The 25,663-nt window shown below is 69.9% G+C and carries 24 protein-coding genes and 1 other RNA gene; 7 read left to right on the top strand and 18 right to left on the bottom strand.

Translation table 11 applies throughout. The features are described from left to right. Positions 1-168 precede the first annotated feature (168 nt). Together H036_RS0117495 and H036_RS0117490 are read left to right on the top strand one after the other, a co-directional pair. A complete protein-coding gene (locus H036_RS0117495; RefSeq protein ID WP_026146139.1) occupies positions 169-747 on the top strand; it encodes an LPXTG cell wall anchor domain-containing protein in 579 nt (192 codons plus the stop codon). A gap of 135 nt (positions 748-882) precedes the next feature. Further along, entirely contained in the window at positions 883-1,551 is a 669-nt protein-coding gene (locus tag H036_RS0117490; protein ID WP_017936106.1) for a hypothetical protein, read from the top strand. 147 nt (positions 1,552-1,698) lie between these two features. Here H036_RS0117490 and H036_RS24585 read toward each other — a convergent pair whose 3' ends face one another. The 4 genes from H036_RS24585 to H036_RS0117470 all read right to left on the bottom strand — a co-directional run bounded on the left by H036_RS24585 (position 1,699) and on the right by H036_RS0117470 (position 6,488). Next, positions 1,699-2,010, bottom strand: coding sequence for a DUF3263 domain-containing protein (locus tag H036_RS24585; RefSeq protein WP_017936105.1), 312 nt, complete (start codon positions 2,008-2,010; stop codon positions 1,699-1,701). Between the two features lie 153 nt (positions 2,011-2,163). Beyond that, on the bottom strand, positions 2,164-3,546 hold the full coding sequence (locus tag H036_RS0117480) for an NAD-dependent succinate-semialdehyde dehydrogenase (protein WP_442852447.1): 1,383 nt from the start codon (positions 3,544-3,546) through the stop codon (positions 2,164-2,166). Positions 3,547-3,589: 43 nt separating this feature from the next. After that, a complete protein-coding gene (locus tag H036_RS0117475) occupies positions 3,590-4,963 on the bottom strand; it encodes an aspartate aminotransferase family protein (RefSeq protein ID WP_017936103.1) in 1,374 nt (457 codons plus the stop codon). Then, positions 4,956-6,488 (bottom strand): CoA-acylating methylmalonate-semialdehyde dehydrogenase, encoded by a 1,533-nt coding sequence (locus H036_RS0117470; protein ID WP_017936102.1) that lies wholly within the window; start codon positions 6,486-6,488, stop codon positions 4,956-4,958. The genes H036_RS0117475 and H036_RS0117470 overlap by 8 nt, the downstream gene beginning before the upstream one ends. 111 nt (positions 6,489-6,599) lie before the next feature. Here H036_RS0117470 and H036_RS0117465 point away from each other — a divergent pair, with 111 nt between their 5' ends. Next, positions 6,600-8,180 (top strand): PucR family transcriptional regulator, encoded by a 1,581-nt coding sequence (locus H036_RS0117465; RefSeq protein ID WP_026146137.1) that lies wholly within the window; start codon positions 6,600-6,602, stop codon positions 8,178-8,180. On the opposite strand, the gene H036_RS0117460 is transcribed toward H036_RS0117465, so the two are convergent. Together H036_RS0117460 and H036_RS26120 are read right to left on the bottom strand one after the other, a co-directional pair. After that, a complete protein-coding gene (locus H036_RS0117460; protein WP_017936100.1) occupies positions 8,167-9,426 on the bottom strand; it encodes an MFS transporter in 1,260 nt (419 codons plus the stop codon). The genes H036_RS0117465 and H036_RS0117460 overlap by 14 nt on opposite strands. Positions 9,427-9,542: 116 nt before the next feature. Next, positions 9,543-10,115 (bottom strand): TetR/AcrR family transcriptional regulator, encoded by a 573-nt coding sequence (locus H036_RS26120; RefSeq protein WP_017936099.1) that lies wholly within the window; start codon positions 10,113-10,115, stop codon positions 9,543-9,545. A 142-nt stretch (positions 10,116-10,257) separates the two neighbouring features. Between H036_RS26120 and H036_RS0117450 the strand changes: the two genes are divergently transcribed. Continuing rightward, a complete protein-coding gene (locus H036_RS0117450) occupies positions 10,258-11,466 on the top strand; it encodes an MFS transporter (RefSeq protein ID WP_017936098.1) in 1,209 nt (402 codons plus the stop codon). Here the strand turns inward: H036_RS0117450 and H036_RS23450 are convergent. Continuing rightward, positions 11,463-12,239: a hypothetical protein gene (locus H036_RS23450; RefSeq protein ID WP_017936097.1), complete on the bottom strand. Its 777-nt coding sequence runs from the start codon at positions 12,237-12,239 to the stop codon at positions 11,463-11,465. The two genes, H036_RS0117450 and H036_RS23450, sit on opposite strands and share 4 nt — an antisense overlap. 13 nt (positions 12,240-12,252) lie before the next feature. Then, entirely contained in the window at positions 12,253-13,758 is a 1,506-nt protein-coding gene (locus H036_RS0117440; RefSeq protein WP_017936096.1) for a Ppx/GppA phosphatase family protein, read from the bottom strand. Between the two features lie 339 nt (positions 13,759-14,097). On the opposite strand from H036_RS0117440, the gene H036_RS0117435 reads away from it, so the two are divergent. Beyond that, positions 14,098-14,526 (top strand): DUF7144 family membrane protein, encoded by a 429-nt coding sequence (locus H036_RS0117435; protein WP_017936095.1) that lies wholly within the window; start codon positions 14,098-14,100, stop codon positions 14,524-14,526. Between the two features lie 69 nt (positions 14,527-14,595). Continuing rightward, positions 14,596-16,092 carry a M1 family metallopeptidase gene (locus tag H036_RS23445; RefSeq protein WP_017936094.1) on the top strand — a complete coding sequence of 499 codons (1,497 nt, stop codon included), beginning with the start codon at positions 14,596-14,598 and terminating at the stop codon, positions 16,090-16,092. Positions 16,093-16,117: 25 nt separating this feature from the next. On the opposite strand, the gene corA is transcribed toward H036_RS23445, so the two are convergent. Both corA and H036_RS0117420 read right to left on the bottom strand, forming a co-directional pair. Further along, positions 16,118-17,260, bottom strand: coding sequence for a magnesium/cobalt transporter CorA (gene corA / locus H036_RS0117425; RefSeq protein ID WP_017936093.1), 1,143 nt, complete (start codon positions 17,258-17,260; stop codon positions 16,118-16,120). A gap of 267 nt (positions 17,261-17,527) precedes the next feature. Further along, the gene (locus H036_RS0117420) at positions 17,528-18,259 is read right to left on the bottom strand and encodes a ZIP family metal transporter (protein ID WP_017936092.1); all 732 of its coding nucleotides are present in this window, start codon (positions 18,257-18,259) and stop codon (positions 17,528-17,530) included. 274 nt (positions 18,260-18,533) lie between these two features. On the opposite strand from H036_RS0117420, the gene H036_RS25520 reads away from it, so the two are divergent. Beyond that, positions 18,534-19,028 (top strand): hypothetical protein, encoded by a 495-nt coding sequence (locus tag H036_RS25520; RefSeq protein WP_157417554.1) that lies wholly within the window; start codon positions 18,534-18,536, stop codon positions 19,026-19,028. Between the two features lie 570 nt (positions 19,029-19,598). Here the strand turns inward: H036_RS25520 and ssrA are convergent. From ssrA to ftsE, 8 genes are all read right to left on the bottom strand, one after another. Next, positions 19,599-19,968: a transfer-messenger RNA gene (gene ssrA / locus H036_RS25015) on the bottom strand. Between the two features lie 21 nt (positions 19,969-19,989). Continuing rightward, positions 19,990-20,916 carry an amidohydrolase family protein gene (locus H036_RS0117410; RefSeq protein ID WP_017936090.1) on the bottom strand — a complete coding sequence of 309 codons (927 nt, stop codon included), beginning with the start codon at positions 20,914-20,916 and terminating at the stop codon, positions 19,990-19,992. Between the two features lie 30 nt (positions 20,917-20,946). Next, positions 20,947-21,366 (bottom strand): TIGR03668 family PPOX class F420-dependent oxidoreductase, encoded by a 420-nt coding sequence (locus tag H036_RS0117405; RefSeq protein WP_017936089.1) that lies wholly within the window; start codon positions 21,364-21,366, stop codon positions 20,947-20,949. 6 nt (positions 21,367-21,372) lie between these two features. Beyond that, positions 21,373-21,852, bottom strand: coding sequence for an SsrA-binding protein SmpB (gene smpB, locus H036_RS0117400; protein ID WP_017936088.1), 480 nt, complete (start codon positions 21,850-21,852; stop codon positions 21,373-21,375). 30 nt (positions 21,853-21,882) lie between these two features. Further along, positions 21,883-22,641, bottom strand: a complete 759-nt coding sequence (locus H036_RS0117395) for a crotonase/enoyl-CoA hydratase family protein (RefSeq protein WP_017936087.1) — start codon at positions 22,639-22,641, stop codon at positions 21,883-21,885. A 4-nt stretch (positions 22,642-22,645) separates the two neighbouring features. Beyond that, positions 22,646-23,920 (bottom strand): peptidoglycan DD-metalloendopeptidase family protein, encoded by a 1,275-nt coding sequence (locus H036_RS0117390; protein WP_017936086.1) that lies wholly within the window; start codon positions 23,918-23,920, stop codon positions 22,646-22,648. 58 nt (positions 23,921-23,978) lie between these two features. Then, positions 23,979-24,893 carry a permease-like cell division protein FtsX gene (gene ftsX / locus H036_RS0117385; protein WP_017936085.1) on the bottom strand — a complete coding sequence of 305 codons (915 nt, stop codon included), beginning with the start codon at positions 24,891-24,893 and terminating at the stop codon, positions 23,979-23,981. A 34-nt stretch (positions 24,894-24,927) separates the two neighbouring features. Continuing rightward, positions 24,928-25,617: a cell division ATP-binding protein FtsE gene (ftsE, locus tag H036_RS0117380; protein WP_017936084.1), complete on the bottom strand. Its 690-nt coding sequence runs from the start codon at positions 25,615-25,617 to the stop codon at positions 24,928-24,930. Between the last annotated feature and the right edge of the window lie 46 nt (positions 25,618-25,663).

The raw sequence follows: 25,663 nt of genomic DNA, 5'->3' as shown, positions 1-25,663 counted from the left end.
ATGACTCGGGCCCGACATCGTCCCTGATCGGGGACGGTTGAAGGGTCCTGCGCATGGAGCACCTGCCGGAGCGCCGAGCGCGGGACAACACATCGGTCTCCCATGCCCTCGACACGGGTGGCCCTGTCCGGAACGGGATATCCGTGTAGCACCGAACGGAGATCCCTCATGTCCGCACCATGCCTCCCCAACACCGGAGCCCCTGGCAACCTGTTGCTGCTGACAGCGCTCGGCATCCTCCTGCTCCTCGCGGGGGTAGCCCTGCTCGTCAAGGCCCGTTCCCGAGCGCAGGTGATCACCACGCTGGTGCTGCTCGTCATGGTCGGAGGCGTCGTGATGTCCGTGGTCGCCACGAACGGTCCGGCCTCGGCCGTGACCGACTCGGCCTGCTCGACCGGGCAGCGCGACCCGTCCGATGGTCACGGCAGCAGCGGTAGCCACACGCCGAAGGCGAGCCCGACGTCCGCGTCGTCTCAGAGCTCGTCTCCGGTGGCGAGCCCGATGTCCACCTCGTCGCCGACCGCGGGCCCGACAGGCTCGCCCACCGCAAGTCCCTCGCCGACCGATACCGGAAGCCCCAGCACCACCTCGTCACCGACCGGCGCCCCGACTGATGGCGGCGGCGCGACTGCGACCGTCACCCCCTCGCCGAGCGACACACCCACGGACGGTGGCGACGACGGCAGCGGCGGAGGCGGCAACAACGGAGGCGGCAACGGCGGCGGCAGCAGCGGTGGGAACAGCTGAGTCCATGCTCGACCGAGAACCCACGCCAGCACCATCGCATATCGGCGTCCGTGTCGAAGAGGGCACCGAATGATTGAGAAGCACGTCGCCATGGCAAACCGTTCTGGCCGATCTGTCGCAACGGCAGGCGCCATCATGGCCGTACTTGCCCTCGCCGGCTGCGGTGGCGGCGCCACGGGCAAGGACCACGCCGACACCTCGAGCAGCGGCTCGACCTCGTCCGTCTCGTCCTCCAGCGTCACCTCGCCCGCTCCGGGCGCGGACGCGTCGACCGATGCCGGGAGCGGTACCGGCAGCCTCGTCGACGCCATGGCGAAGACGATGAACGACGGCAAGAGCGCGCACGTCACCATCACCGTGGGCAGTGCCGGATCCGGCGAGGGCGACATCGTCTTCAGCGGCAAGGACACGGCCATGCAGATGAAGATCAAGACCGCCGGCCAGGACGTCGAGATGCGGTTCGTGGACGGCGCCCTCTATGTCGGTGCGCCGGGCCAGCCGGGCAAATGGATGAAGATGGACGCCGCCCAGATCGGGTCGACGCTCAGCGTCGATCCCGCCCAGACGCTCAAGCAGATCGAGAGCTCAGACGGTGCCGCGAAGAGTCGCGGCAACGGACACTGGCAGATCAGCACGGCAGGTGTGACCACCGACGTCCAGGTCGGCACCGACGGCTACTTGGACAAGGTCAACGTCGCGGGCGGCGCCACCGGAACAATCAGCATGACCTACTCCGACTGGGGCGAGCGGGTGTCCGTCGAGGCTCCGCCCACGTCGGACATCATCGCCACCCCCAGCTCATGACGAGTGCCGAGAGCGCGCGCTGACACTGCACGAGCGAACGCCGCACAGAGCTGGCTCGGGTCGGTCTGTGCGGCGTCGGTCCAAGAGGACGACGCGCGCGGTGCGATGGTGAGGTGATTCTCCTTCGCGGTCGGCCGGCTGCGTCTTCTAGGGACCGACTGGGGCGCCGGGGGCGTCGCCACGGACCCGCTTGCGCATCTCACGCCTTCGCCGGAGCCGCAGGGTCTCGATCGGCATCGCCGCCTCGGTCGCCGAGTCAGCCAGCAACTCGTCGACACGCTCCCACAGCACTCTCGGCGTCAGGCCGAAGCGCTCGAGCGCCAGCTCCTCACGGCGTGCCGGGTAGCGGATCACCGCAGCAGCGAGAGCGAGCACCTCGCGATCTGCGACGGGAAAGGGACGAGCGCCCGCCCCGGCGTGGCCGAGGGGGTGGGGTGCGGCGACCGCGTCGGGCTCCACGTAGGTCTCCTTCCGGCGGGATAGGCACCCGACCGTGGTGGAGACGCGGAGTGACGCAGATCATGACGCGAACAGCACGCCCCGGCGGCGCCGCGCTGGGCGGCGCAGGCGGAGCGTACGTCGTGACGTCCGACTCGCGAGTGCGGCAGCGCCTCAGCGAGGCTCGAGGGGAAGCACGCTGCGGATGAGCTTCTTGTTGATGAACTCCTCGATCCCGAGAGCGCCCATCTCACGTCCGAACCCGGAGCGCTTGATGCCGCCGAACGGCAGCTCGGCACCGTCGAGCAGGACGCCGTTGACGAAGACCATGCCGGCCTCGATCCGGTCGGCCACCCGGATCGCCTGTGCCGGGTCGGTGGTGAAGACGTAGGAGCCGAGCCCGTAGGGAGTGTCGTTGGCGAGCTCTACGGCCTCCTCCTCCGAGTCGACCCGGAAGACCATCGCGACCGGACCGAACAGCTCCTGGTAGTAGACCGCGTTGTCGCGATCGACGTCGGTCAGGACACCGGCCGGAACGTAGGCACCGTGCCGCTCCCCCGCAGCGGCGTACGACGCCCCGTCCGCGACGGCCTGCTCGATCTGGGCCTGGAGGCGGTCGGCGGCGGCGACCGAGGAGAGCGGCGTCAGCCCCTCCGCATGCGCGAGCACCGCCGCGGTGAACTTCTGCACGAACGGCTCGTAGAGGTCCGCGGCGACGATGAACCGCTTGGCGGCGTTGCAGGACTGCCCGGTGTTGTCCATCCGGGCAGCCAGGCCGCGCTCGACGGCGGCATCCAGGTCGTCGGTCGAGAGCAGGATGAACGGATCCGAGCCGCCCAGCTCCAGCACCACCTTCTTCAGGTTGCGGCCCGCGATCTCGGCCACTGCCGCCCCGGCCCGCTCCGACCCGGTCAGCGACACCCCTGCCACCCGCGGGTCGGCGATCAGCGTCGCGACCTGGTCGTTGGTGGCGTAGATGTTGGCGTAGGCACCGGGCTCGAGCCCGGCGTCGTCGAAGATCCGCTGGATCGCCTCGGCCGACTCCGGGCACTGCGGCGCGTGCTTGAGCAGCACCGTGTTGCCCACGCACAGGTTCGGGCCGGCGAAGCGGGCGACCTGGTAGTAGGGGAAGTTCCACGGCATGATCCCCAGCAGCACACCGTAGGGGCTCTTCCGTACGAACGCCGTGCCCTCCCCCGCCAGCAGCTCGATCGGCGCGTCGGCCAGCAGCCGCACGGCGTTGTCGGCGTAGTAGCGGAAGATGGCCGCGGCGAAGTCCACCTCGCCGAGCGCATCGGCCAGCGGCTTGCCCATCTCCCGCACGATGATCGCCGCCAGCTCCTCGCGACGCTCCTCGTGCAGGTCCGCCACCCGCGCCACCACCGCGGCGCGCTCGGCGACGGTCGTCCGACGTGCCCAGCCCTTGCTCGCCGCGGTCGCCGAGGCCAGCGCGGCCTCCAGCTCGCCGTCGGTGGCGGTCGGGTACTTCTGGACGATCTCGCCCGTCGCCGGGTCGGTCACCGCATACTCGGTCACTGCATCGCTCACGTCGCTCATCCTTCTTCAGGGACTCGGCTCGGGGGTCGGCTCGGGCTGGTGCTCAGGCCGAGGCGCTGGCCTCGGCGATCGCCTCGCCGAGGGTGCCGATGGCCTCCTCGACGAGCTCCGCGGCGGTGTTGAGCGGTGGCACGAGGTGGATCCGGTTGTAGTTGACGAACGGGAGAAGCCCGCGCTTCTTGCAGCCCGCGACGATGCTGTTCATCGCGTCGCTCGACCCGCCGTACGGCGCCAGCGGCTCCCGGGTGCTCGGGTCCGAGACGAGCTCGATCGCCCAGAACGCGCCGGTGCCGCGCACCTCGCCGATCCAATCGTGTGCGCCGGCGAGCTCGGCCAGCCTCGGGGCGAAGACGTCCTCGCCGAGGGCCGCGGCGTGCTCGACGACCGACTCGTCCTCCATCGCCCGGATGGTGGCGACCGCGGCCGCGGAGGCGAGCGGGTGACCGGAGTAGGTCAGGCCGCCGGGGTAGACCCGGTCATCGAAGGTGGCCGCGATCTCCTCGTTGATCGCGACGCCGCCCATCGGGACGTAGCCGGAGTTGACGCCCTTGGCGAAGGTCAGCAGGTCAGGTACGACGCCCTCGGCGTGCTCGATCGCGAACCACTTGCCGGCGCGGCCGAAGCCGGCCATCACCTCGTCGGCGATCAGCACGATGCCGTGCTGGTCGCACAGGGCCCGCACGCCGGCGAGGTAGCCCGGCGGCGGGATCATGATGCCGGCGGTGCCGGGGATCGACTCGAGCACGATGGCGGCGATCGTGCCCGGACCCTCCAGCGTCACCACCTGCTCGAGGTGGGCCAGCGCGCGCTCGCACTCCTCGGCCTCGGTGGTGGCGTGGAACGCGCTGCGGTAGAGGAAGGGCCCGAAGAAGTGCACGGTGCCGGTCGAGCCGTTGTCACTGGCCCAGCGGCGCGGGTCGCCGGTCACGTTGACGGCGAGATGGGTGCCCCCGTGATACGAGCGGTACGTCGAGAGCACCTTCGTCCGGCCGGTGTGCAGCCGGGCCATCCGGATGGCGTGCTCGTTGGCGTCGGCGCCGCCGTTGGTGAAGAACACCTTGTCCAGGCCGTCCGGCGTGTGGCTGGCGATCAGCCGGGCCGCCTCGGAGCGGGCCGCGTTGACGTAGCCGGGCGCGACGGTGCACAGCTCGGCGGCCTGCTCCTGGATCGCCCGCACGATCCGCGGATGCTGGTGACCCATGTTGGTGAAGACCAGCTGGGAGGTGAAGTCCAGCAGCCGGTTGCCATCGCCGTCCCAGACGTAGGAGCCCTCGGCGCGGGTGACCACCATCGGCTTGATCTGCGCCTGGGCGGACCAGGAGTGGAAGACGTGCCGGCGGTCGAGCTCGTAGGCGCGCTCGGCCGACGGGTCGACCAGCTCGCTGAGGGACGGGACGGCGAGAGTCGTGTCAGTCATTGCGCGGGAACCCCAGCTCGAGGCCACCCTCGGGGCGGTTGGCCGGATCGATCCACCGGGTGGTGACCACCTTGCGGCGGGTGAAGAAGTGCACGCCCTCGGCGCCGTACGCGTGCGTGTCCCCGAACAGCGAGCGCTTCCAGCCGCCGAAGGAGTAGTAGGCCACCGGCACCGGGATCGGCACGTTGACGCCGATCATGCCGACCTCCACGTCCGCCTCGAAGCGCCGGGCGGCGCCACCGTCGTTGGTGAAGACGGCCGTGCCGTTGCCGTAGGGGTTCGCGTTGATCAGCTCGACAGCGTCGGCGTAGGTCTCGACCCGCACCACCGAGAGCACCGGCCCGAAGATCTCTTCGCGGTAGATCTCCATCTCGGGGCTGACGTGGTCGAACAGCGTCGGCCCGAGCCAGAAGCCGTCCTGACCGCCCCGCGCCTGGACGTCGCGGCCATCGACGACGACCTTGGCACCCTCGCGCTCGCCGGAGTCGATGAAGGAGGCCACCTTGTCGCGGTGGGCCTGCGTGACCAGCGGCCCCATGTCGGCCTCGCGACCGTCGGCACCCTCGGAGGTCGCTGCCACCGAGCCGTCACCGATCAGCAGCGTCCGGGTGCGGTCCGCGATCCGCGCGACCAACTCGTCGGCCACCGCGCCGACCGCCACCAGCACGCTGATCGCCATGCAGCGCTCGCCCGCGCTGCCGTAGCCGGCGTTGACAGCGGCGTCGGCGGCCAGGTCGAGGTCGGCATCGGGCAGCACGACCATGTGGTTCTTCGCGCCACCGAGGGCCTGCACGCGCTTGCCGGCCTTCGAGGCGCGCTCGTAGACGTACTCGGCGATGGGGGTCGACCCGACGAAGCTGATCGCCTGCACCCGGGGACTGTCGAGCAGTGCGTCGACCGCCTCCTTGTCACCCTGCAGCACGTTGAAGACGCCGTCCGGCAGACCGGCCTCGCGCCACAGCTCGGCGAGCCACAGCGAGGAGGAGGGATCCTTCTCGCTCGGCTTGACCACTACGGTGTTGCCCGCGGCGATCGCGACGGGGAAGAACCACATCGGGACCATCGCCGGGAAGTTGAACGGGCTGATGATGCCCACCACGCCCAGCGGCTCGAGCTTGGAGTGCACGTCGACCCCGGTCGAGGCCTGCTCCGAGTGGCCGCCCTTGAGCAGGTGCCCGATGCCACACGCGAACTCCACGACCTCCAGGCCGCGGGCGATCTCACCGAGGGCATCGGAGTGCACCTTGCCGTGCTCGGCCGTGATGATCTCGGCCAGCTCCTCGCGACGCGCGTGGAGCAGCTCGCGGAAGGCGAAAAGCACCTGCGTACGGCGGGCGAGCGACGTAGTGCCCCACGCCTTGGCCGCCGCCGCGGCGACGTCGATGACGTGCTGGGCATCAGCGGCGGAGGCGAGCGCCACCTCGCCGGTGACGGCGCCGGTCGCGGGATTGGTGACGGGAGCGGTGCGTTCGCTCGCGCCCTCGAAGCTGCGGCCTGCGGCCCAGTGGGCAATGGTGCGCGACATGGTGTCCTCTCAAGACGGGTCGCCTCCGATCATCGTCTGGCCGAGTCGGATCAAGGCCCGTCGTTCTGTAGGATTCGACTCTCTTGACCGACGCTTTGACGGGACATCCAGATGGCGATCACAGTGGCAGATGTGCTGCGGATGCCCGCAGTGCGCGGGGCGGACCCAGAGATGCTGGGCGGCGCGGGCGGCCTCGACCGACCGGTGCGCTGGGTGCACACCACCGAGCTGCCCGACATCGCCGAGCTGCTCCGCGATGGCGACCTCGTGCTCACCACGGGCATCGCACTGCCCGAGGGTGTCGCGCAGCTGGCATCCTTCGCCACCAGCCTGGCGGAGTCCGGCGCGGCCGGGCTCTTCATCGAGCTCGGCCGACGGTGGCAGCAGGTCCCCGGATCGCTGGTCGAGGCCTGCGAGCACGCCGGCCTGCCACTCGTCGCGCTGCGGCGCGAGGTGCGCTTCGCCAGCGTGGCCCAGAGCATCGGCGAGCGGATCGTCGACCAGCAGCTCACCGAGCTGCGGGAGGCCCAGCAGGTGCACGACACCTTCACCACCCTCAGCGTCGCCGAGGCGGGCCCGGGCGAGATCCTCTCCGCCGTGGCCACGCTGGCCGCCACGACCGCCGTGCTCGAGAGCGAGGACCGCCGGGTTCTCGACTATGTCGCCGGGCCGCGCGATGCCGCCGCGTTCCTGGAGGACTGGCAGCGCCGTTCGCTGGCGGTACGGCCGCGGACACGCACCGAGTGGGACGCCAGCAGTGGCTGGCTGATCGCCAGGATCGGCAAGCCCGAGCGCGGCTGGGGCAGGCTCGTGATCGACTGTCCCGCTCCCCCGACCCAGCGCCTGGTCGCCGTCGCCGAGCGCGGCGCGGCAGCGCTGGCGATGCACATGCTGCACGACCGACAGCGGGTCAACCGCGACCGGCAGCTGCACCACGAGCTGCTCGTCGCACTGCTCGCCGACCCGTCGGCGCCCGACGTGGAGCGGCGGTGCCGGCTGGCCGGCCTGCCGACCGCCAACCGGAGCTTCGTGGCGCTCGCGCTGCGGACGGCCGGGCGGCCGACCGCGACCGAGGAGCTGGTCGCGGCGCTGGTGCACGCGACGGCGACGCGGCGTACTCCTGCCTTGATCGCCGCCGTGGGCGGGATCGTGCAGGTGCTGCTCTCACTTCCGCGCCGCGCCGCCACCCGAGCGATCGACGACCTGGTCGCGGCGATCCCGCCGCGACTCGGGTTCGTCGCTGCCGCCGGCACCGCCGTCACCGACTTCGCCGCCGTCGACCGCACCATGCGCGAGGCCCATCAGGTGATGTCCGCGCTGGCCGACGGGGCGGTCGAGCGTCGGGTGCACCACCTGGAGGACGTGCACCTGCGCGGGCTGCTGACGCTGCTGGCCGATGACGAGCGGCTCTCGACCTTCAGCGACCGCGAGCTGCATGCACTCCGGTCCGCCGACGAGGACGGTCGCCTCGAGGCCGCCCTGCGTGCGGTGCTGCGCCACCCGACCAGCAAGTCGACGGCCGCGGCGAGCCTGGCGGTGTCGCGTCCGGTGCTCTACGAGCGCCTCGCGCGCGTCGCGGCGGTGCTGGGCGCCGACCTCGACGACGGCGAGACCCGGGCGTCGCTGCACGTGGCCCTGCTCAGCGCCGACCTTCGCGCCGCAGCTCAGCCGGGATCGCTCACCCCACCGTGATCGCGGGCGCCTCGGGCTGCGCCTCCTCGATCACCGCGGTCGGTACGGCGAGGGCGCGGCGCAGCCGCCGCTGGCTCGACACGGCCAGCACGACGGCGACCGCCATCGCGCTCACCGTCACCGCGAAGGCCGCGGTGTGACCGTGCTCGTCGGCGAGCCGGCCGGCCAGGCTGGAGCCGGATGCGTAGCCGAGGCCGGTCGCGCTGGCGAGCAACGTCATCGCCGTCGCCACCCGGCTCGGTGCGACCACCCGCTCGGCGGTGCTGAACACGGCGATCATGAACGGCGCCACGGCACAGCCGAGGATCGCCACCACCGGTACCAGGGTGGGCAGGCCACCGACCAGCAGCAGGGGCAGCGAGAGCACGAACAGGGCGCTGGCGGCCGCCAGCATCCGGCGCTCGGGGCCGATCCGCTCGGGGATGAACGCGGTGCCGACGCCGGCGAGCGCGCTGCCGACGCCGAGAGTGGCGTGCACCAGACCTGCCACGCCGGGCGTGCCCGCCTCGGTGGCCAGCACCGTCGTACCGGTCTGGGTGGCGCCGAACAGCATGCCGATGAGCAGCTGGGCGAGGAGCAGGACCAGCAGCACGGGCGTCAGCAGCCGCCCAGCGTGCCCGGCGCCGCCCACATGGCGCTCGGTGCGCGCGGTGCGATGCAGCGCGAACCCGGTCCCGAAGACGGCCAGCATCGCCGCGGCCAGGATCAGCGCACCGCCGGGCGAGATCGCGACCGCGCCGAGGCCGACCAGTGCCGGGCCGACCGCGAACGACGCCTCGTCGGCGGCACCCTCGTAGGCGAACGCGACGTCGACGAGTCGACGCTGGTCGGCGCCGCAGCCAGCGGTGATCGGCCGCCAGCGCACCCGCGCGAGCGGGCCCACCTGCGGCATCGTCAGCCCGGCGAGCGCCGCGACGGCGACCACGGCCGGGTCCGGGGCACCGGCATGCACCAGCATCACCAGCAGGACGAGCGAGACGGCGCCGGCCAGCGACTGGGCCAGCACCACGTGGCGCTGCCCCAGCCGATCGGCGAGCGCTCCGGCATACGGCGCTCCGAGGGCGTTGCCGACGGCGAGCGCACCGGCGGCGAGGCCGCCGAGGCCGTAGCTGCCGGTCGCGTTGGAGACCAGGAGCAGGGCGCCGAGCTGGCTCATGGCCAGCGGGAGTCTGGCCAGGAACGCGATCACGACGTACGGCGTCCCGGCCAGCTGGAAGAGCCGGCCGTACCAGGCGAAGGGTGACACGAGAGGGGCCTTTCGGGTGCGTCGAACGACGCGCCGAACCCACCTCCAAGACGCGTGAAACCCTCTACATGTTCAGGCCTCGATTGTGCCTGTGCCCGGCGGCACGGAGCAACTGCTCAGGCCAGGGCCGCGTCCAGCAGCGCCTCCGCCGTCTTGCGTGCGGTCGCAGCGACCGTCGCCTCGTGGTCCATCCGGGCCGTCTGCTGGGCGCCGTCGTAGACCAGGTGCAGCTGGAGGGAGAGCGTGTCCGGATCCGCCACCCCGGCCTGCGCGGCGAGGTCGCGGAAGATCTCGCGGACATAGCTGCGGTAGAGCCGGCTCTTCTCCTCGGTCGGCGAGCCCGCCGGCCCCTCGGCGGTCGCGGCGGCGAACGCGCAGCCCCGGAAGTCGGGGGACGCGAACAGCGCCGCCTGGGAGTCGAAGATCGCCAGGATCTGCTCGCGCGGGTCGTCTGCCGAGGCCAGTGCCCGGCTGATCCGGGCGACCTGGCGATCGTGCCGTTGGTCGAGGTAGGCAGCGATCAGCGCGTCCTTGCTGCCGAACGTCTTGTAGAGCGACGCCTTGGCGACGCCTGCCTCCTCGATGATCCGGTCGATGCCGACGGTGTGGACGCCCTCGGCGTAGAACAGTCGGCTCGCCGTCTCGAGGATGCGTTCACGCGCGCCCTGCTTGGCCGTGCTGGTGGGCATCGCCCCTCCTGGTAGACAGATCTGTACAGCACAACCCCCCACGGAGCCGAATTGTTCCGAATCTTCGCGTTCCCGGAATAGTAGACAGGTCTGTCCACCTTGATAGGTGTACAGACCTGTCTACCTACCGTCGGAGGCCCCGATGAGCACCAACGCAGCACCTGTGCAGCACATGCCGGTCCAGGCAGAGGGCTCGGTCGCTCGGCTGGCCCTGCTGGCCTCGATCGTCATCTCCTTCCTCGCGGCCTCGGCTGCTCCGACTCCGCTCTACCAGCACTACGACCTGGTGTGGCACGGCACCGCCCTCACCACCACCGAGGCGTTCGGCGTCTACGCCTTCGCCGTCCTGGCCGGCCTGCTGATCCTCGGCGAGCTCTCGAACCACGTCGGGCGTCGGCCCGTCCTGCTCACCGCCATCGCCCTGCAGGTCGTCTCGGTGCTCCTCTTCGCGACCGCCGGATCCTTCGAGCCGCTCTTCGCCGGCCGAATCCTGCAGGGCGTCGCCGCGGGAGCGGCGCTCGGCACCCTCGGCGCCGCGATGATCGAGGCGCACCGCGAGCACGGGACCGTCGCCAGCTCGGCCGCACCGGGTGCCGGCACCGGCTTCGGTGCCCTGGCCGCCGGTCTGACGGTCTCCTTCCTGCCGTGGCCCACCCACCTGATCTACGTCGCGCTGGTCGCGGTCTTTGCTGCCCAGGCGGTGGGCGTGCTGCTGCTGATCGAGGCCAACCAGACCCGGCCCGGACTGGTCGCCAGCCTGCGCCCGACACTCTCGGTCCCTCCAGCGGCCCGCAGCACGTTCGCCGCCGCAGCACCCGCACTGTTCGCGGTCTGGGCACTCGCCGGGCTCTACGGCTCGCTGGGCCCCGCACTGGTGCGCCAGCTCTCCTCGAACGGCTCGGCCGCGCTCGGCGGTCTCGCCCTGTTCGTCCTGGCCGGCGCGGCCTCGGCGACGACGGTCGTACGGCGCCAGCACGAGGCGCGGGCCCAGCTCACCGGGGGCATCGTCGCGCTGGTGGCAGGCGTCGCCGTCACCCTGGTCGCGGTCGGCACCCACAGCCTGTGGGTCTTCCTGCTGGGCACGCTCCTGGCCGGGATCGGGTTCGGCAGCGGGCTGCAGGGCGCCGTACGCGGGACGGTGGGTCTGGTGACCCCGGAGGAGCGGCCTGGCCTGCTCTCGGCGGTCTACCTGGTCTCCTACGCCGGGATGGGCGCACCCGCTGTCGTCGCCGGCTTCCTGGTCAGCCGGGGCCTGGGCCTGACCGAGGTCACGGTCGGGTACGGCGTGGCGCTCGTGGCGCTCGCGTTGGTGGCCCTGGTCCAGCTCGTCCGGACCGCACCGAGTCGCTAGGCGGGCGCGCCCTCGGCCAGGAGCTCGGCGGCGAAGAACTCCAGCGCCGTCTTGGTCTTGGTCTGCTGCTCTCCGCCCACCGGGATGCCGTGGGAGTCCAGGAAGGCTCGGCTGGCGACGGCGACCTTGATGACATCGTCCGGGAGGCACTTGGTCGAGAGCTCGACCACCCGGGAGCCGTCGGGATAGGTCCACAGCTCCACCACGAGACGCTGGCCGAAGCCCTCGGCCTGGAACTTCACCTTGAGCACCAGGATCGGCCCCAGCACCGACAGGTCGTCGAGAGCGACACCATCCGGAGCATGCGCCGCGTAGAACGCCCGCTGCTCCTTGGAGAACAGCTTGCGCAGCGGCTGCCGGCCCGCCGTGGCGTCCAGGACGGCACGGGGTGTGACGACGCGCTTCATCGATCCCGAGCAGACGTAGCCGCCCGGCATCGTGTCGACCTCGACGTTGAACTGTGCCGAAGTGCGGAACGCCTTGGCCACGTCGCTCGGCACGAGCGGCCGCAGCTTGACGACCGAGTCCCCGTCACGCCCCTGGATGCGCCGGGCCCGCACCACGAGGCCTGCTCGGTTGAGGGCCAGATCCGGCGTGTCGAAGAAGTACACCTGTCGGATCTGTGCCGCCAGCGGGTCGAACGCGAGCGCCTTCGCGGCCGGGCGGTAGGAGCCGGGCGGAACTGTCAGCTTGAGCTCGATGCTGTCGGACTCCGCGGCCAGCGCCAGGATCTGCAGCAGCTCCTTCGGGAGGAGCGCGGGTGAGGTGGTCATTCCAAGGTTCCTTTCAAGCGGTTCCGAGCGCGCCGAAGCGCTCGGCGAGCACGCCGTAGCGCAGCCCTCGGTCGCTCACGGTGAGCGAGTCGGCCCCGAGCTTGTCGAGCACCGTGCGCACGACGCAGGCACCGGCGAGGATGACCTCGGCCCGTGCCGGCTGCAGCCCGACGATGTCGCGCCGTTCCTCGGCCGTGCGGGAGCGGAAGAGCTCGATCTGCCGATGGATCTCGTCGCGGTCAAGCACGCTGCCCTGGACGACGTCGGCGTCGTACTCGACGAGGCCGTGCTTGATCGCGGTGAGGTTGGTGACGGCGCCGCCCATGCCCAGCACGCTGTCGGGGACCGGCCTGCCGTCCAGCCGCTCGAGATCGGCGGCGGCCGCGGCCAGCGCCTGCGCGAGTGTCTCCTCGGACACCACGCCGTCGAGGCCGAACTGCTCGGTCAGCCGCACCGCGCCCAGGCCGATGCTGAACCGCTCGTCCACGCGGGCGCCGTACCCGAACGTGAACTGGGAGCTGCCGCCGCCAGTGTCGAAGACGACGCGTGTGCCCTCCCCGGGCAGCGCTGCGATCGCCGCGCGATAGGCCAGCCGCGCCTCGTCCTCGCCGGAGATCACTTCGATCCGGACGCCGCTACTCGCCCGGACGGCGTGGATGAAGTCAGCTGCGTTCGAGGCGACCCGCAGGCCGGCTGTCCCGACCGCGGCGATGGCCGCGACCTGGTGCTCGTGGGCGTCGTCGGCCATCCGGGCGATCGCGGCGGTGGTCCGGGTCATCGCCTCCTCGCTCAGCCGGCCCGTCTGCTGCAGCCCATCGCCGAGCCGGACCACATCGGAGCGGTCGAGGAGGGTGCGCCACTCCCCGGCCGGGCTCCGTTCGGCGACGTGCAGCTTCACCGAGTTCGTGCCCACGTCGATGACGGCGAAGCGCTCGGCGCTCGACCGGTCCATGACCTTCAGGCCGACGTCGTAGTTGAGGTTCGGTCGCCCGGCGAGCCCGTGCCTGTCGAGTACGGCGAGGACCTGCGCCGGATCGGCCGACTCCACAGCGATCGTGTCGGTCCGTACGCCGTCGGCGCTGACGACCGTCACCTCGGCCAGGCAGCCGTCGATCTGACGGCGCACCCGGTGCTTGTGCACCGGGACCGCACGGAGTCCGGGGTGGGTCGCGACGACGTCCGCCAGGAGTGCTTCGAGGGTGAGACCGGCCTCGTCGACCGACGGCGCCGGGATCCCCCAGGCCTCGGCGACGCGGCCGAGTGCCGTCGCATCGAGCGGGAAGGAGGCCTTGAGCACCGGCGCCCACTGCTCGAGACCATCGTCTCCCACCTGCTCGAGCCGCTTGACGTCCATCAGGCCGTCGCGCACCTTGACCAGACCGTCGCCGGCGGACGAGAGCACGTAGACCTCGTCACTGTCCACGATCTGCTGGACCGGGAGGCGGCCGAACGCGGTCGCGACGTCGGTCAGGTCGTCACCGAAGGTCCGCCACTCCCAGCGGGGCACCACCGTCGCCATGGGATCCTCCCGGCGAGGGACCCGGCACACACCCGGTCGACCCCGCTCTCCCGATGCTGCTCCCTGCCTCGGGACGTGTCCAGCGCCTGCTCCCGGTGCCGGCGGATCTCACCCGTTACGGGCTACCCCAGTGTCCGGGCGGCGCCCGAGGACACCCCGAGCAGACCCCGAGCAGACCCCGAGCAGACCCCGAGCAGACCCCGAGCAGACCCGAGCAGACCCGAGCAGACCCGAGCAGACCCGAGCAGACACAGCGTTGGCCCGAAACCGGTGAGCCGATGCGCCGTCAGGCAGGTGAGCCTGGGGGCACCATCCACGGGACAGCAGGAGGCAGGCGACATGAGCACTGGTGCCAATCGGCGTTGGCGCGCCGACGACAACGAGACGGCATGGGCGCAGGGCATCGCGCTGTTCGCGGGTGTCTCCCTCGCCATCCTGGGCCTGTTCCAGTTCCTCGAGGGCCTCGTCGCGGCGTTGAAGGACGACGTCTTCGTCTCCACGCCCAACTACGTGGTGAAGTTCAACCTCACCACCTGGGGCTGGATCCACATGGTCGTCGGAGCGATCGCCGTCGCCGTCGGCATCCTGATCATCGCCGCGAAGCGCTGGGGCTACGGACTCGGGATAGCTGTCGCCGGCCTCTCCGCGATCGTCAGCTTCGCGTTCATGCCCTACTACCCGTGGTGGTCGCTGGTCGTGATCCTCTTCGACGTCGCCGTCGTCTGGTCGCTGTGCACGCTCTGGAGCCAGGGTGCACGTCACCGGTGAGGTGGCGTTCGTCGTCAGACTTCTCCCGATCCGAGGACGCTGAGGCCGATCAGGCCCGAGCATGGGCCGGTGATCACTCTCAGGACCCTCGGCGAGCGACGCCCTGACCGGTCGACGCGTCACGGCAGCACCCGCCTGACCGGTGCCCTGGTGGCGATCGCCGCGCTCGGCACGCTGGTCGGCACGCTGGTCGGCGCGGTGGCCTCCGATCCGGCCGTGGCGGCGCACGGTGGCAGTGCTGGTGCTGCCGGCAACTACGGCTCAGCGATCAGTACGCCGCGGGTCGACTCCTACTACCCGGCCCACGGCAACGACGTCGTCGACGCGCTGCACTACGGGCTCGACCTGACCTGGCACCCCCACAAGCGGTCGCTGAGCGGCACCGAGAGGTTGGTCTTCCGCGCGGCCAAGGACGCCGATGCCATCCCGCTCGACCTCTCCAACGCCCTCACCGTGACCTCGGCCGCCGTGGATGGCCACGCCGTACGGGCGACGCGGAGCACGGACCACCTGAGTCTCCCTGTCGCGATCACCGCCGGCCAGGTCCACACCGTCACGCTGAGCTACGCCGGCGTACCGCGCCCGGTGGCGGCTCCGGGCACCCGCAGCGACGAGTCGGTGCTCGGATTCATCAGCAAGCGCGACGGCCGCGCCTACGCCATGCAGGAGCCGTACGGCGCGTTCACGTGGTACGCGGTCAACGACCAGCCGGCAGACAAGGCGCTCTACGACTTCAGCCTGCACGTGCCGGCGCCGTACGTCGGCATCGCCAACGGTCGGCTGACGCATCGTCACACCGGCCACGGCGTCACCACCACCCGCTGGCACCTGGCCTCGCCCGCCGCGTCGTACCTGACGACCATCGCGTTCGGCAACTACCAGCAGACCCGGCTCGGCAAGGTGCACGGCACCCCACTGTCCTACTGGACGCCCACCGATCGGCCCGAGCTGGTCTCGTGGCTGCGCTTCATGGCCAAGGACTTCCGCTGGCTCGAGCACCTGCTGGGCCCCTACCCGTTCGACACGCTCTCCCTCGTGGTGGTCCCCAGCAAGAGCGCGATGGAGACCCAGACCATGATCAGCGAGGGCGACACCCGCGGCGCGCTGGACGAGCAGGACGTCGTCCACGAGATGTCGCACCAGTGGTACGGCGACCAGGTGACGCCGAACGACTGGCGCGACGTGTGGATGAGCGAGGGCATGGCGATGTACGTCCAGTACCGCTGGCTCGATCACGTCGGCGGCTACAGGACCGGGACGTGGGTCGACACCGAGACCTCCCGCTACGACGCGACGTACCTGTCCGAGTACGGCCCGATGGGCGCCTACAACCCCGCGGACTTCGCTTCCTCGAACGTCTACCTGCCGCCCGCCCGGATGTGGTGGACGCTGTCCAAGATGCTCGGGAAGGCCCGGTTCGACGATCTGCTCCGCCGCTGGCCCGCGAGCCACCCGCACTCCTCGCAGAGCCGCGAGGCGCTCGAGGACTGGTGGAGTGCGGCGTCGGGACGCGACCTGCACCCGTTCTTCCAGCGCTGGCTGAGCGCGACGCGGGATCCGTCGTAGCGCGCGCCTGCCTGGCGGGGCCGCGCTAGATCCAGCGGCGCCGGCGGAAGACCACGTAGAGCGTGACGTTGACCAGGAGCATCAGCCCGAGGGCGACGAAGTAGCCGTAGTGCCAGTGCAGCTCGGGCATGTTCTCGAAGTTCATGCCGTAGACCGTGCCGACCAGCGTGGGAGCGAACAGGATCGCCGCCCAGCTGGAGATCTTCTTGACCTCGTCGTTCTGCTGCACGCTGAGCTCGCTCAGCGCCTTCATCTCCTCGTTCTGCTGCTGAGCGACGAGGGTGGCGTTGACGGTGAGGATGTCGCGCAGCAGGTGCCGGAACTCGTCGACCTGTTCGACCACCTGGGTGAGGTGGTCCTCCACGTCGCGCAGATAGCGCTGGAGCTCCTCGTCGGTGCGGTACTTCTCGAAGCCGTTCATCAAGGCCCGTACTACCTGGAGCAGCGGACGGGTGGCCCGCTGGAAGTCCACCACCTCGCGGCTGAGCTCGTGGATCCGTCGTGAGACGTGCGTCTGACCGCTGAACATCTCGGTCTCGATCTCGTCGATGTCGTTCGCAAGGCCGGCGACCACCGGGGCGTAGCCGTCGACGACCCGGTCGAGGATGGCGTAGAGGATCGCCTCGGGCCCCAGCCGGAGAAGGTCGGGATTGCTCTCCATCCGCCGGCGTACGGGTGAGATGTCGGGCTGGTCGCCGTGCCGGACGGTGAGCACGAAGTCGCGACCGACGAAGACGTGCAGCTCGCCGAACTCGACATCCTCGGTCTCGTCCACATACCAGGCGGCGCGCAGGACGACGAACAGGGTGTCGTCGTAGCGCTCGATCTTGGGGCGCTGATGGGCCAGGATCGCGTCCTCGACGGCAAGCTCGTGCAGCCCGAACTCATCGGCCAACGAGCCGAGCTCGTGCTGGCTGGGCTTGTACAGCCCGATCCACGCCATCGCCTTCTCGTGGCTGTGCAGCGAGCGATACGTCTCGGCGAGCGTGGTGGGCGATTCGATGCGGTCCCCGTCGAGGTAGATCGCGCTGTCGACCAGGCTCGAGACGGCTGCGGCCGGCTCGACGCCGTGGACGGGAGCGATCGCGCCGGGAGCGATGGCGGAGACCGGCGCGGGCCGGCGCAGCTTGGCCAGCGAACGGAGGGACCTGAAGGTGTGATCAGACATGACGAACCTCCCCCGACGACACGGGGACAGCAGACGGAACGGGACGGGCGCGCGAAGGCGCGATCGATCTGCCTACGAACCCGGTGGGGGTCGCCGTACGCCGTCCGGCGCGTCGAGGCTCGATCGATCAGAGGAGCGAGGAGCGACAACTAGGGGGCTCGCCATCCATGGCTACCACCCCTCTCCCGTCTCGCTCAGCCGCACTCCCGGCTGCTGCCTTGGAGGATAGCCCTCGATCGCGCTCTCGCCTCAACCGACGTGTCCGCCTCACTGCACCACGGTGAGCACGCCGGCGACGAGGAACCCGAAGACGGTGAGCAGCCCGACCGAGCGGCCGCCGTGCTCGAACGCCTCGGGCATCATCGAGTCGGAGAGCATGACGAGCACCGCTCCCCCGGCGAACGCCTCCGCATCGAGGCCCGGCGTGGGCAGCTGGTCGGAGAGCAGGTAGCCGGCGAGCGAGACGATCGCGCAGGCCACGGTGAGAGCACCCCACATCACGGTGATCCGGCCGTTCGTGTAGCCGGCTTCGCGGAGACTGGTGGTGCCCGCCAGCCCCTGCGGCACGTTCGAGACGAAGATCGCGGCGAGGAAGGCGAGGTTGATGGTCCCGCCGGCGGCCAGCGTGATGCCCAGGATCAGTGCCTCCGGTACGCCGTCGAGCAGCGCGCCGATGAACATCGCAGCGCCCGAGCCGCTGGGCGGAGCCCCGTCGATCGCCTGTCGATCGGCACCTCCACCCTGGTCGACGAGACGATCACCGACGTAGTAGGCGAGCGCCCCGATCAGGCAGCTGACGCCGACCGACAGGCCGTGCTTGAGGTTGGACTCCGGGATCAGCTCGTAGGCGACGGCACTGAGCATCGTGCCGGCCCCGAAGCCCATCATCAGCCCGACCCGACGAGGCGAGCGGCCCAGCGGGCCGGCCAGCCACTGCCCGATGAAGAGCGACGCCGACGACAGCGCTCCCCACCCGAGTGCGGCCCACGCGGTCGACACCTGCCACCGCCTACGTCGGCCCGGGGCTGCGCACGTCAGGCCCGCAAGACATATCCGGAGGCTGGCGGACCCAGCGGCGGGCGTGCTCCCCCGAACCAGGTGACCGAGCGATTCCGTCCGAGTGCTCGACCAGCCCGCACGCTCTCGCCGTCATCATCTACGTGTGGTAATACTTAGATAACAATACTAGTCAGGTGATCTGCCGGAAGCTGGACGCCCGAGACACGCGCCCGGCCCTGGACGATCACAACCGCAACCGGGGGGATGCGTGGGCATGAAGAAGTGGATCGGACTCATCATGGCGACGACAGGAGCAGTCGCCACGATGCTCAGTTCGGGAGGGGCGGCACAGGCACGTCCCGTCCCGCATTCGATCTGGGTCGTGACGAGCGTCGGCAGCCCCTATACGACATATGGGGCATGGCACGCTTGTTATGTGGTCACGCCTAGAAAGAGCAAGCACGTGGCGACATGTACGGTCAGTCGGACGGTCTCGAACACTGTTTCCGGCGACGTCAACGTCAGTTACGCAGTCTTGAATTCCCACGTCGGCTTCAACACGACGCGGAGCACGACCGCCACCGGTGGCGCCCAATACACGATCCCCGCCAACGCAGGCGGCACGATCTACTGGCGTGCCGTCTACTCGACCAAGACTGTCCACGAGACGCACTATCACTACGACATGGTCGGACACCGAACCACGATCGGCACGGCAACGGTCAAGGCGTCGAAGTACGTGACGATCACCACGATGTACTCCAAGTGAAGCCATGATGCGGAGCCGACACCCACAAGCACTGGCATCCGTCGTCGGGCTGGCCATGGCAGGCCTTGCGCTGTCGGCTTGCGGCTCGGGGGCGGATCAGCAAGGAGAGCTGGCCGCGGTCACGACATCGGGGACACCCATCGTGCCGGCCGCACATGGCACCGGGAACCGCGATCTAGGCACATTCTCCGGGACCGGACGCGTGAGCGTCACCGTCAGCTGCGTCGGGCCGGGGGTCGTGCACGTGACCTTGAGCGGGATCGACCTGACGGTCGGCGCGCCATGTGTTCCAGCACGATCGGACAGCGGAGGGTCGCAGAGCGCAACCGCTCGTGTCGCCGTTCCTCCGAACTCGACATTCAGGGTGCGGGTCGCCGGAGGATCTGCCGACCACTGGGTGGTCGCGGTTTCGGAAGATGAAGCGTCGCCTGCCTCATAGCCCTGATCGACACGGATTCGGCGTGCTCCGAACGACCTTCACAGCATCTCACGACGATTGACCCGAGATTGACGTAGAACGAGAACTGCCCCTGACTCGCGCTGTTTGCGCAGGTCAGAGGCAGTCTACGAGAGTGGAGCTGCGGGGAATCGAACCCCGGTCCTCGAGCGTCGATCCAGGTCTTCTCCGGGTGCAGTCTGCGCTATCGCTTTTCTCGGCCCCGATGCTCGCACAGACACGTCATCGACAGGCTCAGTCAGCTAAATGTCCCTAGCGGCCCGCTGACGCAGCGCGCGAGGTGAGTCTTCTAGTCGACGCCTGGATCCGGGCCGAAGACGGATACCCGGTCAGACGCTTCGATCACCGCTCAGGCGGCGAGAGCGAAGGAACTGCGCTTAGCGTTGGCAGTTATAGGTTTCCAGCGATCGTTTACGAGATGACGCTGGCTTCTCGACCCGCTTCCCCTGGAACTAACGTCCCAAGTCGAAACCGATCAGCCCCTCTTGAGTTGTAGCGACCAGTCTACCGGTCGCGCGGTGGCGTTGCCGACCGGGTTTCACCGAACAGTTTCGCACCGTTGTCCCAACACACCGACCGCAGCCATTGTTCCCCGAGGTCGAGGCCCTCCAGCGCCTCGAGCTGGTGCAGGTAGGGGTAGGGGATCGTCGGGAAGTCGGTGCCGAGCAGCACCCTGTCGCCCAGGTCGTGCAGCCGCGGCAGCAGCTCCGAGGGGTACGCCGCAGAGGCCTCGCTGAAGAACTCCGTGAAGACCATCGTGGTGTCCAGCCGCACCTCGGGGTAGCGCTCGGCGAGCTCCAGGAACTCGAGATACTCCGGCGCGCCCATGTGCGCCACGATCACCCGCAGCCGCGGGTAGCTGGCCAGCACCCGGCGCAGCGGCTCCGGCCCGGTGAAGGCGTTCGCGACCGGACCGGAGCCGACGTGGATCACCACCGGCGTACCGGCGTCCTCGAGCAGCCCCCAGACCGGGTCGAGCAGCGGATCGTTCAGGTGGAAGTCGCCGACCTGCACGTGCACCTTGAAGATCTCGACGCCGGCCGCGATCAGCTCACCGACATAGCCCGGAGCTGACTCCTCGGGGTAGAGCGTCGCGGACCACAGCGACTCGGGCACCCGCGCGGCGAAGTCCCGCGCCCAGTCGTTGAGGAACTCAGCGACCCCCGGCTTGTGCGCATACGACAGTGCCGAGAACCGCCGTACGCCCATCGTCCGCAGGAGTTCGACCCGATCCTCGTCGGCGAGGCGATAGCGGATCGGCCACGGGCGCCCGACCTTCGGCCCGGCGCTGTCGAACACCTCCCACACCGCCCGCTGAACGCGCGGAGCCATGAAGTGCACGTGTACGTCGAACAGCCCCGGCAAACCGTGTCGCTGCCACCACGAGGCGACGTCGGCGGCATCGGAGGTCAGGTCACGAGGCTCGGCCATGCGCCCATCATGCCGGTCGCGGGTCCACGGTCAGACGGCCGACCAGCCCGACCAGCGCCGCACCTCGATGAGGATGAACGGCCCCGCGGGCACATGGTCGGCGTACTGCGGGTAGCGCCCGGCCAACGCATCGACCAGCTCGGGGGCGACCGAGTCCGCCGACACCACCGCTGCGTCGCCGTCGGCGCGGGCCCACCACAGCTGCGACCAGTCCTCGTCGTACTCGTCGACGAGGACCGACACGGCGGGCGAGGACTCGATGTTGGCCAGCCGGCGCAGCCTGGTCGTGGACTTCGGCTTGTGGTCGACGGCCGTGACGATCACCGAGCCGACGACGGCGAAGACGACGGGCACCAGGTGCGGCTCCCCCGCCGCCGAGACGGTGGCCAGTCGCGCCACCCGCGCGCCCGCGAACCGCGCGCGGGCCCACGGGGCCGACCGGCTCGCCATCGGGCGTCAGTCCTGCATGCCCTTGAGGTGTCGCCCGAGTGCCTGCTCCTTCTCCCGGTCCGCGGTGCGCTCGGCGATGGCCTGGCGCTTATCCCAGGACTTCTTGCCCTTGGCCAGCGCGATCTCGATCTTGGCGCGGCCGTCGTTGAAGTAGAGCGCGAGCGGCACGATCGTCAGGCCGCGCTCGGAGACCCGGCGTTCGATCTTCTCGATCTCGGCGCGGTGCAGCAGCAGCTTGCGCTTGCGGCGGGCGGCGTGGTTGGTCCAGGAGCCGTTGAGGTATTCCGGGATGTAGACGGCGTGCAGCCAAGCCTCGCCGCCGTCGATGTCGACGAAGCCGTCGACGAGGGAGGCACGTCCCTCACGCAGCGACTTGACCTCGGTGCCCTGGAGCACGAGTCCGGCCTCGTAGGTGTCCTCGAGGTGGTAGTCGTGCCGCGCCTTCTTGTTCTGCGCGATCATCTTGCGGCCCTGCTCCTTCGGCATCCCACCATCATCCCAAAGCCGGGCAAGGGGTTATGACTCGCCGTGCCGTCCTTCGCCCGCGGCGAACCTCGCCGCTCCCCCGACGCCGTCGGCGGTGAGCGACTCCAGCCCGATCGCGAACTCGTAGGCCATCGCCTCACGCGTGGTCCGGCCCTCGGCGTGGCGCACCGAGAGACGGTCGTTGCGCAAGCACGTCTGCGGCAGCGCGGCGAGCTCGGCGGCCAACACCTCGGCCGCCGCCCGCGCGGTCCCGGGCTCGACCAGCCGGTTGACCAGGCCCATGTCGTAGGCCTCGTCGGCGCGCACTCCACGGCCGGTCAGGATCATGTCCATCGCCCGCGAGGTGCCGATCAGTGCCGGCAGCCGAACGGTGCCACCGTCGATGAGGGGTACGCCGAAGCGCCGGCAGAACACACCGAGCACGGCATCATCGGCGGCCACGCGGAGGTCGCACCAGAGAGCCAGCTCCAGGCCACCCGCGACGGCATGGCCCTCGATCGCGGCGATCACCGGCTTGCCGAGCTCAAGCCGGGACAGGCCCATCGGCGCGTCGGCATCGGGGTCGAGGAGGTTCTGCCGCGGCGTACCGAACGCCTTGAGGTCGGCGCCGGCACAGAACGTGCCGCCGGCGCCGTACAGGACGGCGACGCAAGCCGACTCATCGGCGTCGAACGCGCGGAACGCCTCCGCGAGTGCTTCGGCTGTGGGGCGGTCGACGGCGTTGCGCGCCTCGGGCCGATCCAGGATCACCGTGGTGACCGGGCCGGACCGCTCGACGCGAACGCTCACCGGCTCAGCCCAGGACCGTCATCGGGTCGATGGCCGTGCCGTTCTTCATGATCGTGAAGTGCAGGTGGCAGGCCGTCGACCATCCGGTCGTGCCGGCCAGCGCGATCGTCTGACCCTGATCCACGACCTGGCCGACCCGGGCCTTGTACTCCCCGTCCTCGATGTGGTTGTAGATCGCGGTGTACTGGGCGCCGTTGATGGTGCCGAGATCGAGGTAGAGCCGGTTGCCCCAGACGCTGGAGTAGTACTCCGAGACGACCCGACCGGTGCCGACCGCCACCTCATGGGTGCCACACGGCGCGTGGAAGTCGTCGCCGTCGTGCAGGCCCCAGTAATGGTAGATCGGGTGGATCCGCCAGCCGTAGGGCGAGGTGATGTAGGTGTTCGCCACCGGCTTCTGGAACATCCCGCTGGTGGAGGAGACGTGACGCATGTTCCCGTGCTTCGCCGCGTCGGCCAGGATCTGCTGGGTGATCTTCTGCTCCTGGGACTTCGCCTGCTGGAGCTGCTTCTCGTCGTCCTTCCTCGTCTGCCGGGCGGCCGCCTTGGCTGTCGCGGCCTGGGCGACGAGGCCCGCGACCGAGGTCTCCGCGGCGGTGGCCTGCTGCTGCAGGTCCTGCACCTCGGTGAGGTGCTCGGCAGCGACCTGCTCCTGCTCGGCGACCTTCTCCTTGGCCGCAGCCAGGTTCTGCTTCTTGACCTTGAGCACGACCTCGGCCGACTGCAGCGCCTTGTAGGTGTTGGTCTCGGCCGTGGACACGACCTGGCCGTACGACAGCTGCCGGACGATGTCGGAGGGCGAGGTCGCGTCGAGCAGCTGCCCGACCTCCAGCAGGGCCGGATCGCCGGCGGTGTACGTCGATAGCACGGTCTGCTTGACCTCGTCCCGCTGCGTGTCGACGGCCTGCTGGCCGGCGTCGAGGTCCGCGCTCGCCTGGGTCAGCGCCGCCTGAGCCTGGGTCAGCGCGGCCTGGGCCTGGGCCTCCACCTGCTTCGCCGTGGCCAGCTGACCGTTGACGTCGGCGAGGTGCGCCTGGGCCTTGACCAGCTGAGCCTTCGCGTCGGCCAGCTGCTTGGTGGCCTTCTGCAGGGCGGCACTGGAGTCGTCCAGGTCGTTCTGCACCGTGGCGACGTGCTGCTGGGCCTGCTTCTGCTGCTGCTTGAGGTGCCGGCTGTGATCGCTGGCGTAGGCGACGGGGACGGTCAGCCCACCGACGGCGGTCGCGGCAAGGGTTGCCGCGAGCACGCGTCGGCGGACGGTACGGGGGAAGATGCGCACCGGTTCTGCCTTACGAGTCGTTCGGGGAAGTGAACTCCTCGACCGTACGTGACGCGGATCAGACTTTGAGGTATTTGCGGGTCAGCAGGAGTGTCGGCAGCAAGGTGAGCGCCACGCCGAGGACCGCGATCACGCCGGCAGCGACCCAATAGTCGTGCCAGCCGATCCAGGCGTCGAACTTCACCCTCGCCAGCCGATCGTTGACGCCGAACTGCATGACCGCCGCCAACGCCCCGGCGGAGAGCACGACGCCGACCACCGCGGTGACCAACGCCTCGAGCAGGAACGGCAGCGCGATGTAGAGCGTGGAGGCACCCACCAACCGCATGATCGCGATCTCGCGCCGACGGGCGAACGCCGCCAGCCGGATGGTGTTGGCGACCATCAGCAGCGCGGCCACCACGAGCAGCACCGCTGCCACAATCGCGCCGTTGCGCAGCCCGTCGATGGTGCCGAGGATCTTGCCCATCAGGTTGTGCAGGTCCTGCACGCTCTCGACGCCGTCGAGACCCTGCACGGACTCCTTGATCGATGCCGCCTGGTGCGGGTCCTTCATCGTGATCCAGTAGGACTCCGGCATGTCGGAGACCTTGATCGCCGGGTCCGGGCCCTTGAAGCTGCTGGCCGGCACGTTGAGGTGCTGGATGCGGTCGTAGGCCTCCTGCTGGCTCTCGAGCCGGAAGGAGTCGACGTCCTTGTTCTCGGTGAGGACCTTCTCGATCGCCTGCTTCTGGGCGTCGGTCACCGGACCGACGCACGACGGGGAGGTGTCAGTGGTGCCGTTGCACAGGAAGACGGTGATCTGGAGCTGGCTGCCCCACTGCTTGGCGGTCTTGTCGGCCTCCTGGTGCAGGAGGACGCCGACGCCGACCAGCGTCAGCGAGACGAGGAGGGTGAGCACCACCGCGAGGTGCATCGACAGGTTGCGGCGCAGGCCCTGGCGGAGCTCGGTGAAGACATAACGAAGCTGCATGCTCGGCTCTCTTGTGGGGAGTCGGAGGGATGGATCAGTGCTGGAAGCCGTAGACGCCCTGGGCCTGGTCGCGCACGACCCGACCGCCGTCCAGCTCCACGACGCGCTTGCGCATCTGGTCGACGATGCTGGCGTCGTGGGTCGCCATGACCACCGTCGTCCCGGTCCGGTTGATCCGGTCGAGCAGCTTCATGATCCCGACACTGGTGGTCGGGTCGAGGTTTCCGGTGGGCTCGTCGGCGATCAGGATCATCGGCCGGTTGACGAAGGCGCGCGCGATCGCGACGCGCTGCTGCTCGCCACCGGAGAGCTCGTCGGGCATGCGCTCGGCCTTGCCCTCCAAGCCGACCAGCTCGAGGGTCTCGGGCACCCGCTCGGTGATCTCGCCGCGGGAGTGGCCGGTCACCTGCAGCGCGAACGCCACGTTCTCGGCGACGGTCTTGTTCTGCAGCAGGCGGAAGTCCTGGAAGACGGTGCCGATCTGGCGACGCAGTCGGGGAACCTTCCAGCCGGCGAGCCGATTGATCTCCTTGCCGGCGACGTAGACCCGGCCACTGGAAGGGCGGGTCTCACGCAGGATCAGGCGCAGCGCGGTGGACTTGCCCGAGCCCGACTGGCCGACGAGGAAGACGAACTCGCCCTTCTCCACGTCCACGGAGACCTGGTCGAGGGCGGGCTTCCCGATGCCGGGGTAGGTCTTGGTGACCTTCTCGAAGCGAATCACCCGGTCGAGGTTAGTCGACGCAGTGAACCGTTAGGGTCTCCGCGTG

Origin of the sequence: Nocardioides sp. Iso805N, assembly GCF_000364605.1 — a bacterium.
Classification (GTDB): Bacteria; Actinomycetota; Actinomycetes; order Propionibacteriales; family Nocardioidaceae; genus Nocardioides.
The sequence above is the reverse complement of the archived record's forward strand: the minus strand, read 5'-3'. Positions and strand labels throughout refer to the sequence as shown.

Excerpts from the sequence above, each read along its gene's own strand:
- H036_RS25520 (WP_157417554.1), top strand. The coding sequence starts at position 18,534 with ATGAAGAAGTGGATCGGACTCATCATGGCGACGACAGGAGCAGTCGCC.
- H036_RS26120 (WP_017936099.1), bottom strand. The coding sequence starts at position 10,115 with ATGCCCACCAGCACGGCCAAGCAGGGCGCGCGTGAACGCATCCTCGAG.
- H036_RS0117480 (WP_442852447.1), bottom strand. The coding sequence starts at position 3,546 with ATGAGCGACGTGAGCGATGCAGTGACCGAGTATGCGGTGACCGACCCG.
- H036_RS0117465 (WP_026146137.1), top strand. The coding sequence starts at position 6,600 with ATGGCGATCACAGTGGCAGATGTGCTGCGGATGCCCGCAGTGCGCGGG.
- H036_RS0117435 (WP_017936095.1), top strand. The coding sequence starts at position 14,098 with ATGAGCACTGGTGCCAATCGGCGTTGGCGCGCCGACGACAACGAGACG.
- H036_RS0117475 (WP_017936103.1), bottom strand. The coding sequence starts at position 4,963 with ATGACTGACACGACTCTCGCCGTCCCGTCCCTCAGCGAGCTGGTCGAC.
- smpB (WP_017936088.1), bottom strand. The coding sequence starts at position 21,852 with ATGCCGAAGGAGCAGGGCCGCAAGATGATCGCGCAGAACAAGAAGGCG.
- H036_RS0117405 (WP_017936089.1), bottom strand. The coding sequence starts at position 21,366 with ATGGCGAGCCGGTCGGCCCCGTGGGCCCGCGCGCGGTTCGCGGGCGCG.
- corA (WP_017936093.1), bottom strand. The coding sequence starts at position 17,260 with ATGTCTGATCACACCTTCAGGTCCCTCCGTTCGCTGGCCAAGCTGCGC.
- H036_RS0117450 (WP_017936098.1), top strand. The coding sequence starts at position 10,258 with ATGAGCACCAACGCAGCACCTGTGCAGCACATGCCGGTCCAGGCAGAG.
- H036_RS0117440 (WP_017936096.1), bottom strand. The coding sequence starts at position 13,758 with ATGGCGACGGTGGTGCCCCGCTGGGAGTGGCGGACCTTCGGTGACGAC.
- H036_RS0117495 (WP_026146139.1), top strand. The coding sequence starts at position 169 with ATGTCCGCACCATGCCTCCCCAACACCGGAGCCCCTGGCAACCTGTTG.
- ftsX (WP_017936085.1), bottom strand. The coding sequence starts at position 24,893 with ATGCAGCTTCGTTATGTCTTCACCGAGCTCCGCCAGGGCCTGCGCCGC.
- H036_RS23450 (WP_017936097.1), bottom strand. The coding sequence starts at position 12,239 with ATGACCACCTCACCCGCGCTCCTCCCGAAGGAGCTGCTGCAGATCCTG.
- H036_RS0117410 (WP_017936090.1), bottom strand. The coding sequence starts at position 20,916 with ATGGCCGAGCCTCGTGACCTGACCTCCGATGCCGCCGACGTCGCCTCG.
- H036_RS0117490 (WP_017936106.1), top strand. The coding sequence starts at position 883 with ATGGCCGTACTTGCCCTCGCCGGCTGCGGTGGCGGCGCCACGGGCAAG.
- H036_RS0117470 (WP_017936102.1), bottom strand. The coding sequence starts at position 6,488 with ATGTCGCGCACCATTGCCCACTGGGCCGCAGGCCGCAGCTTCGAGGGC.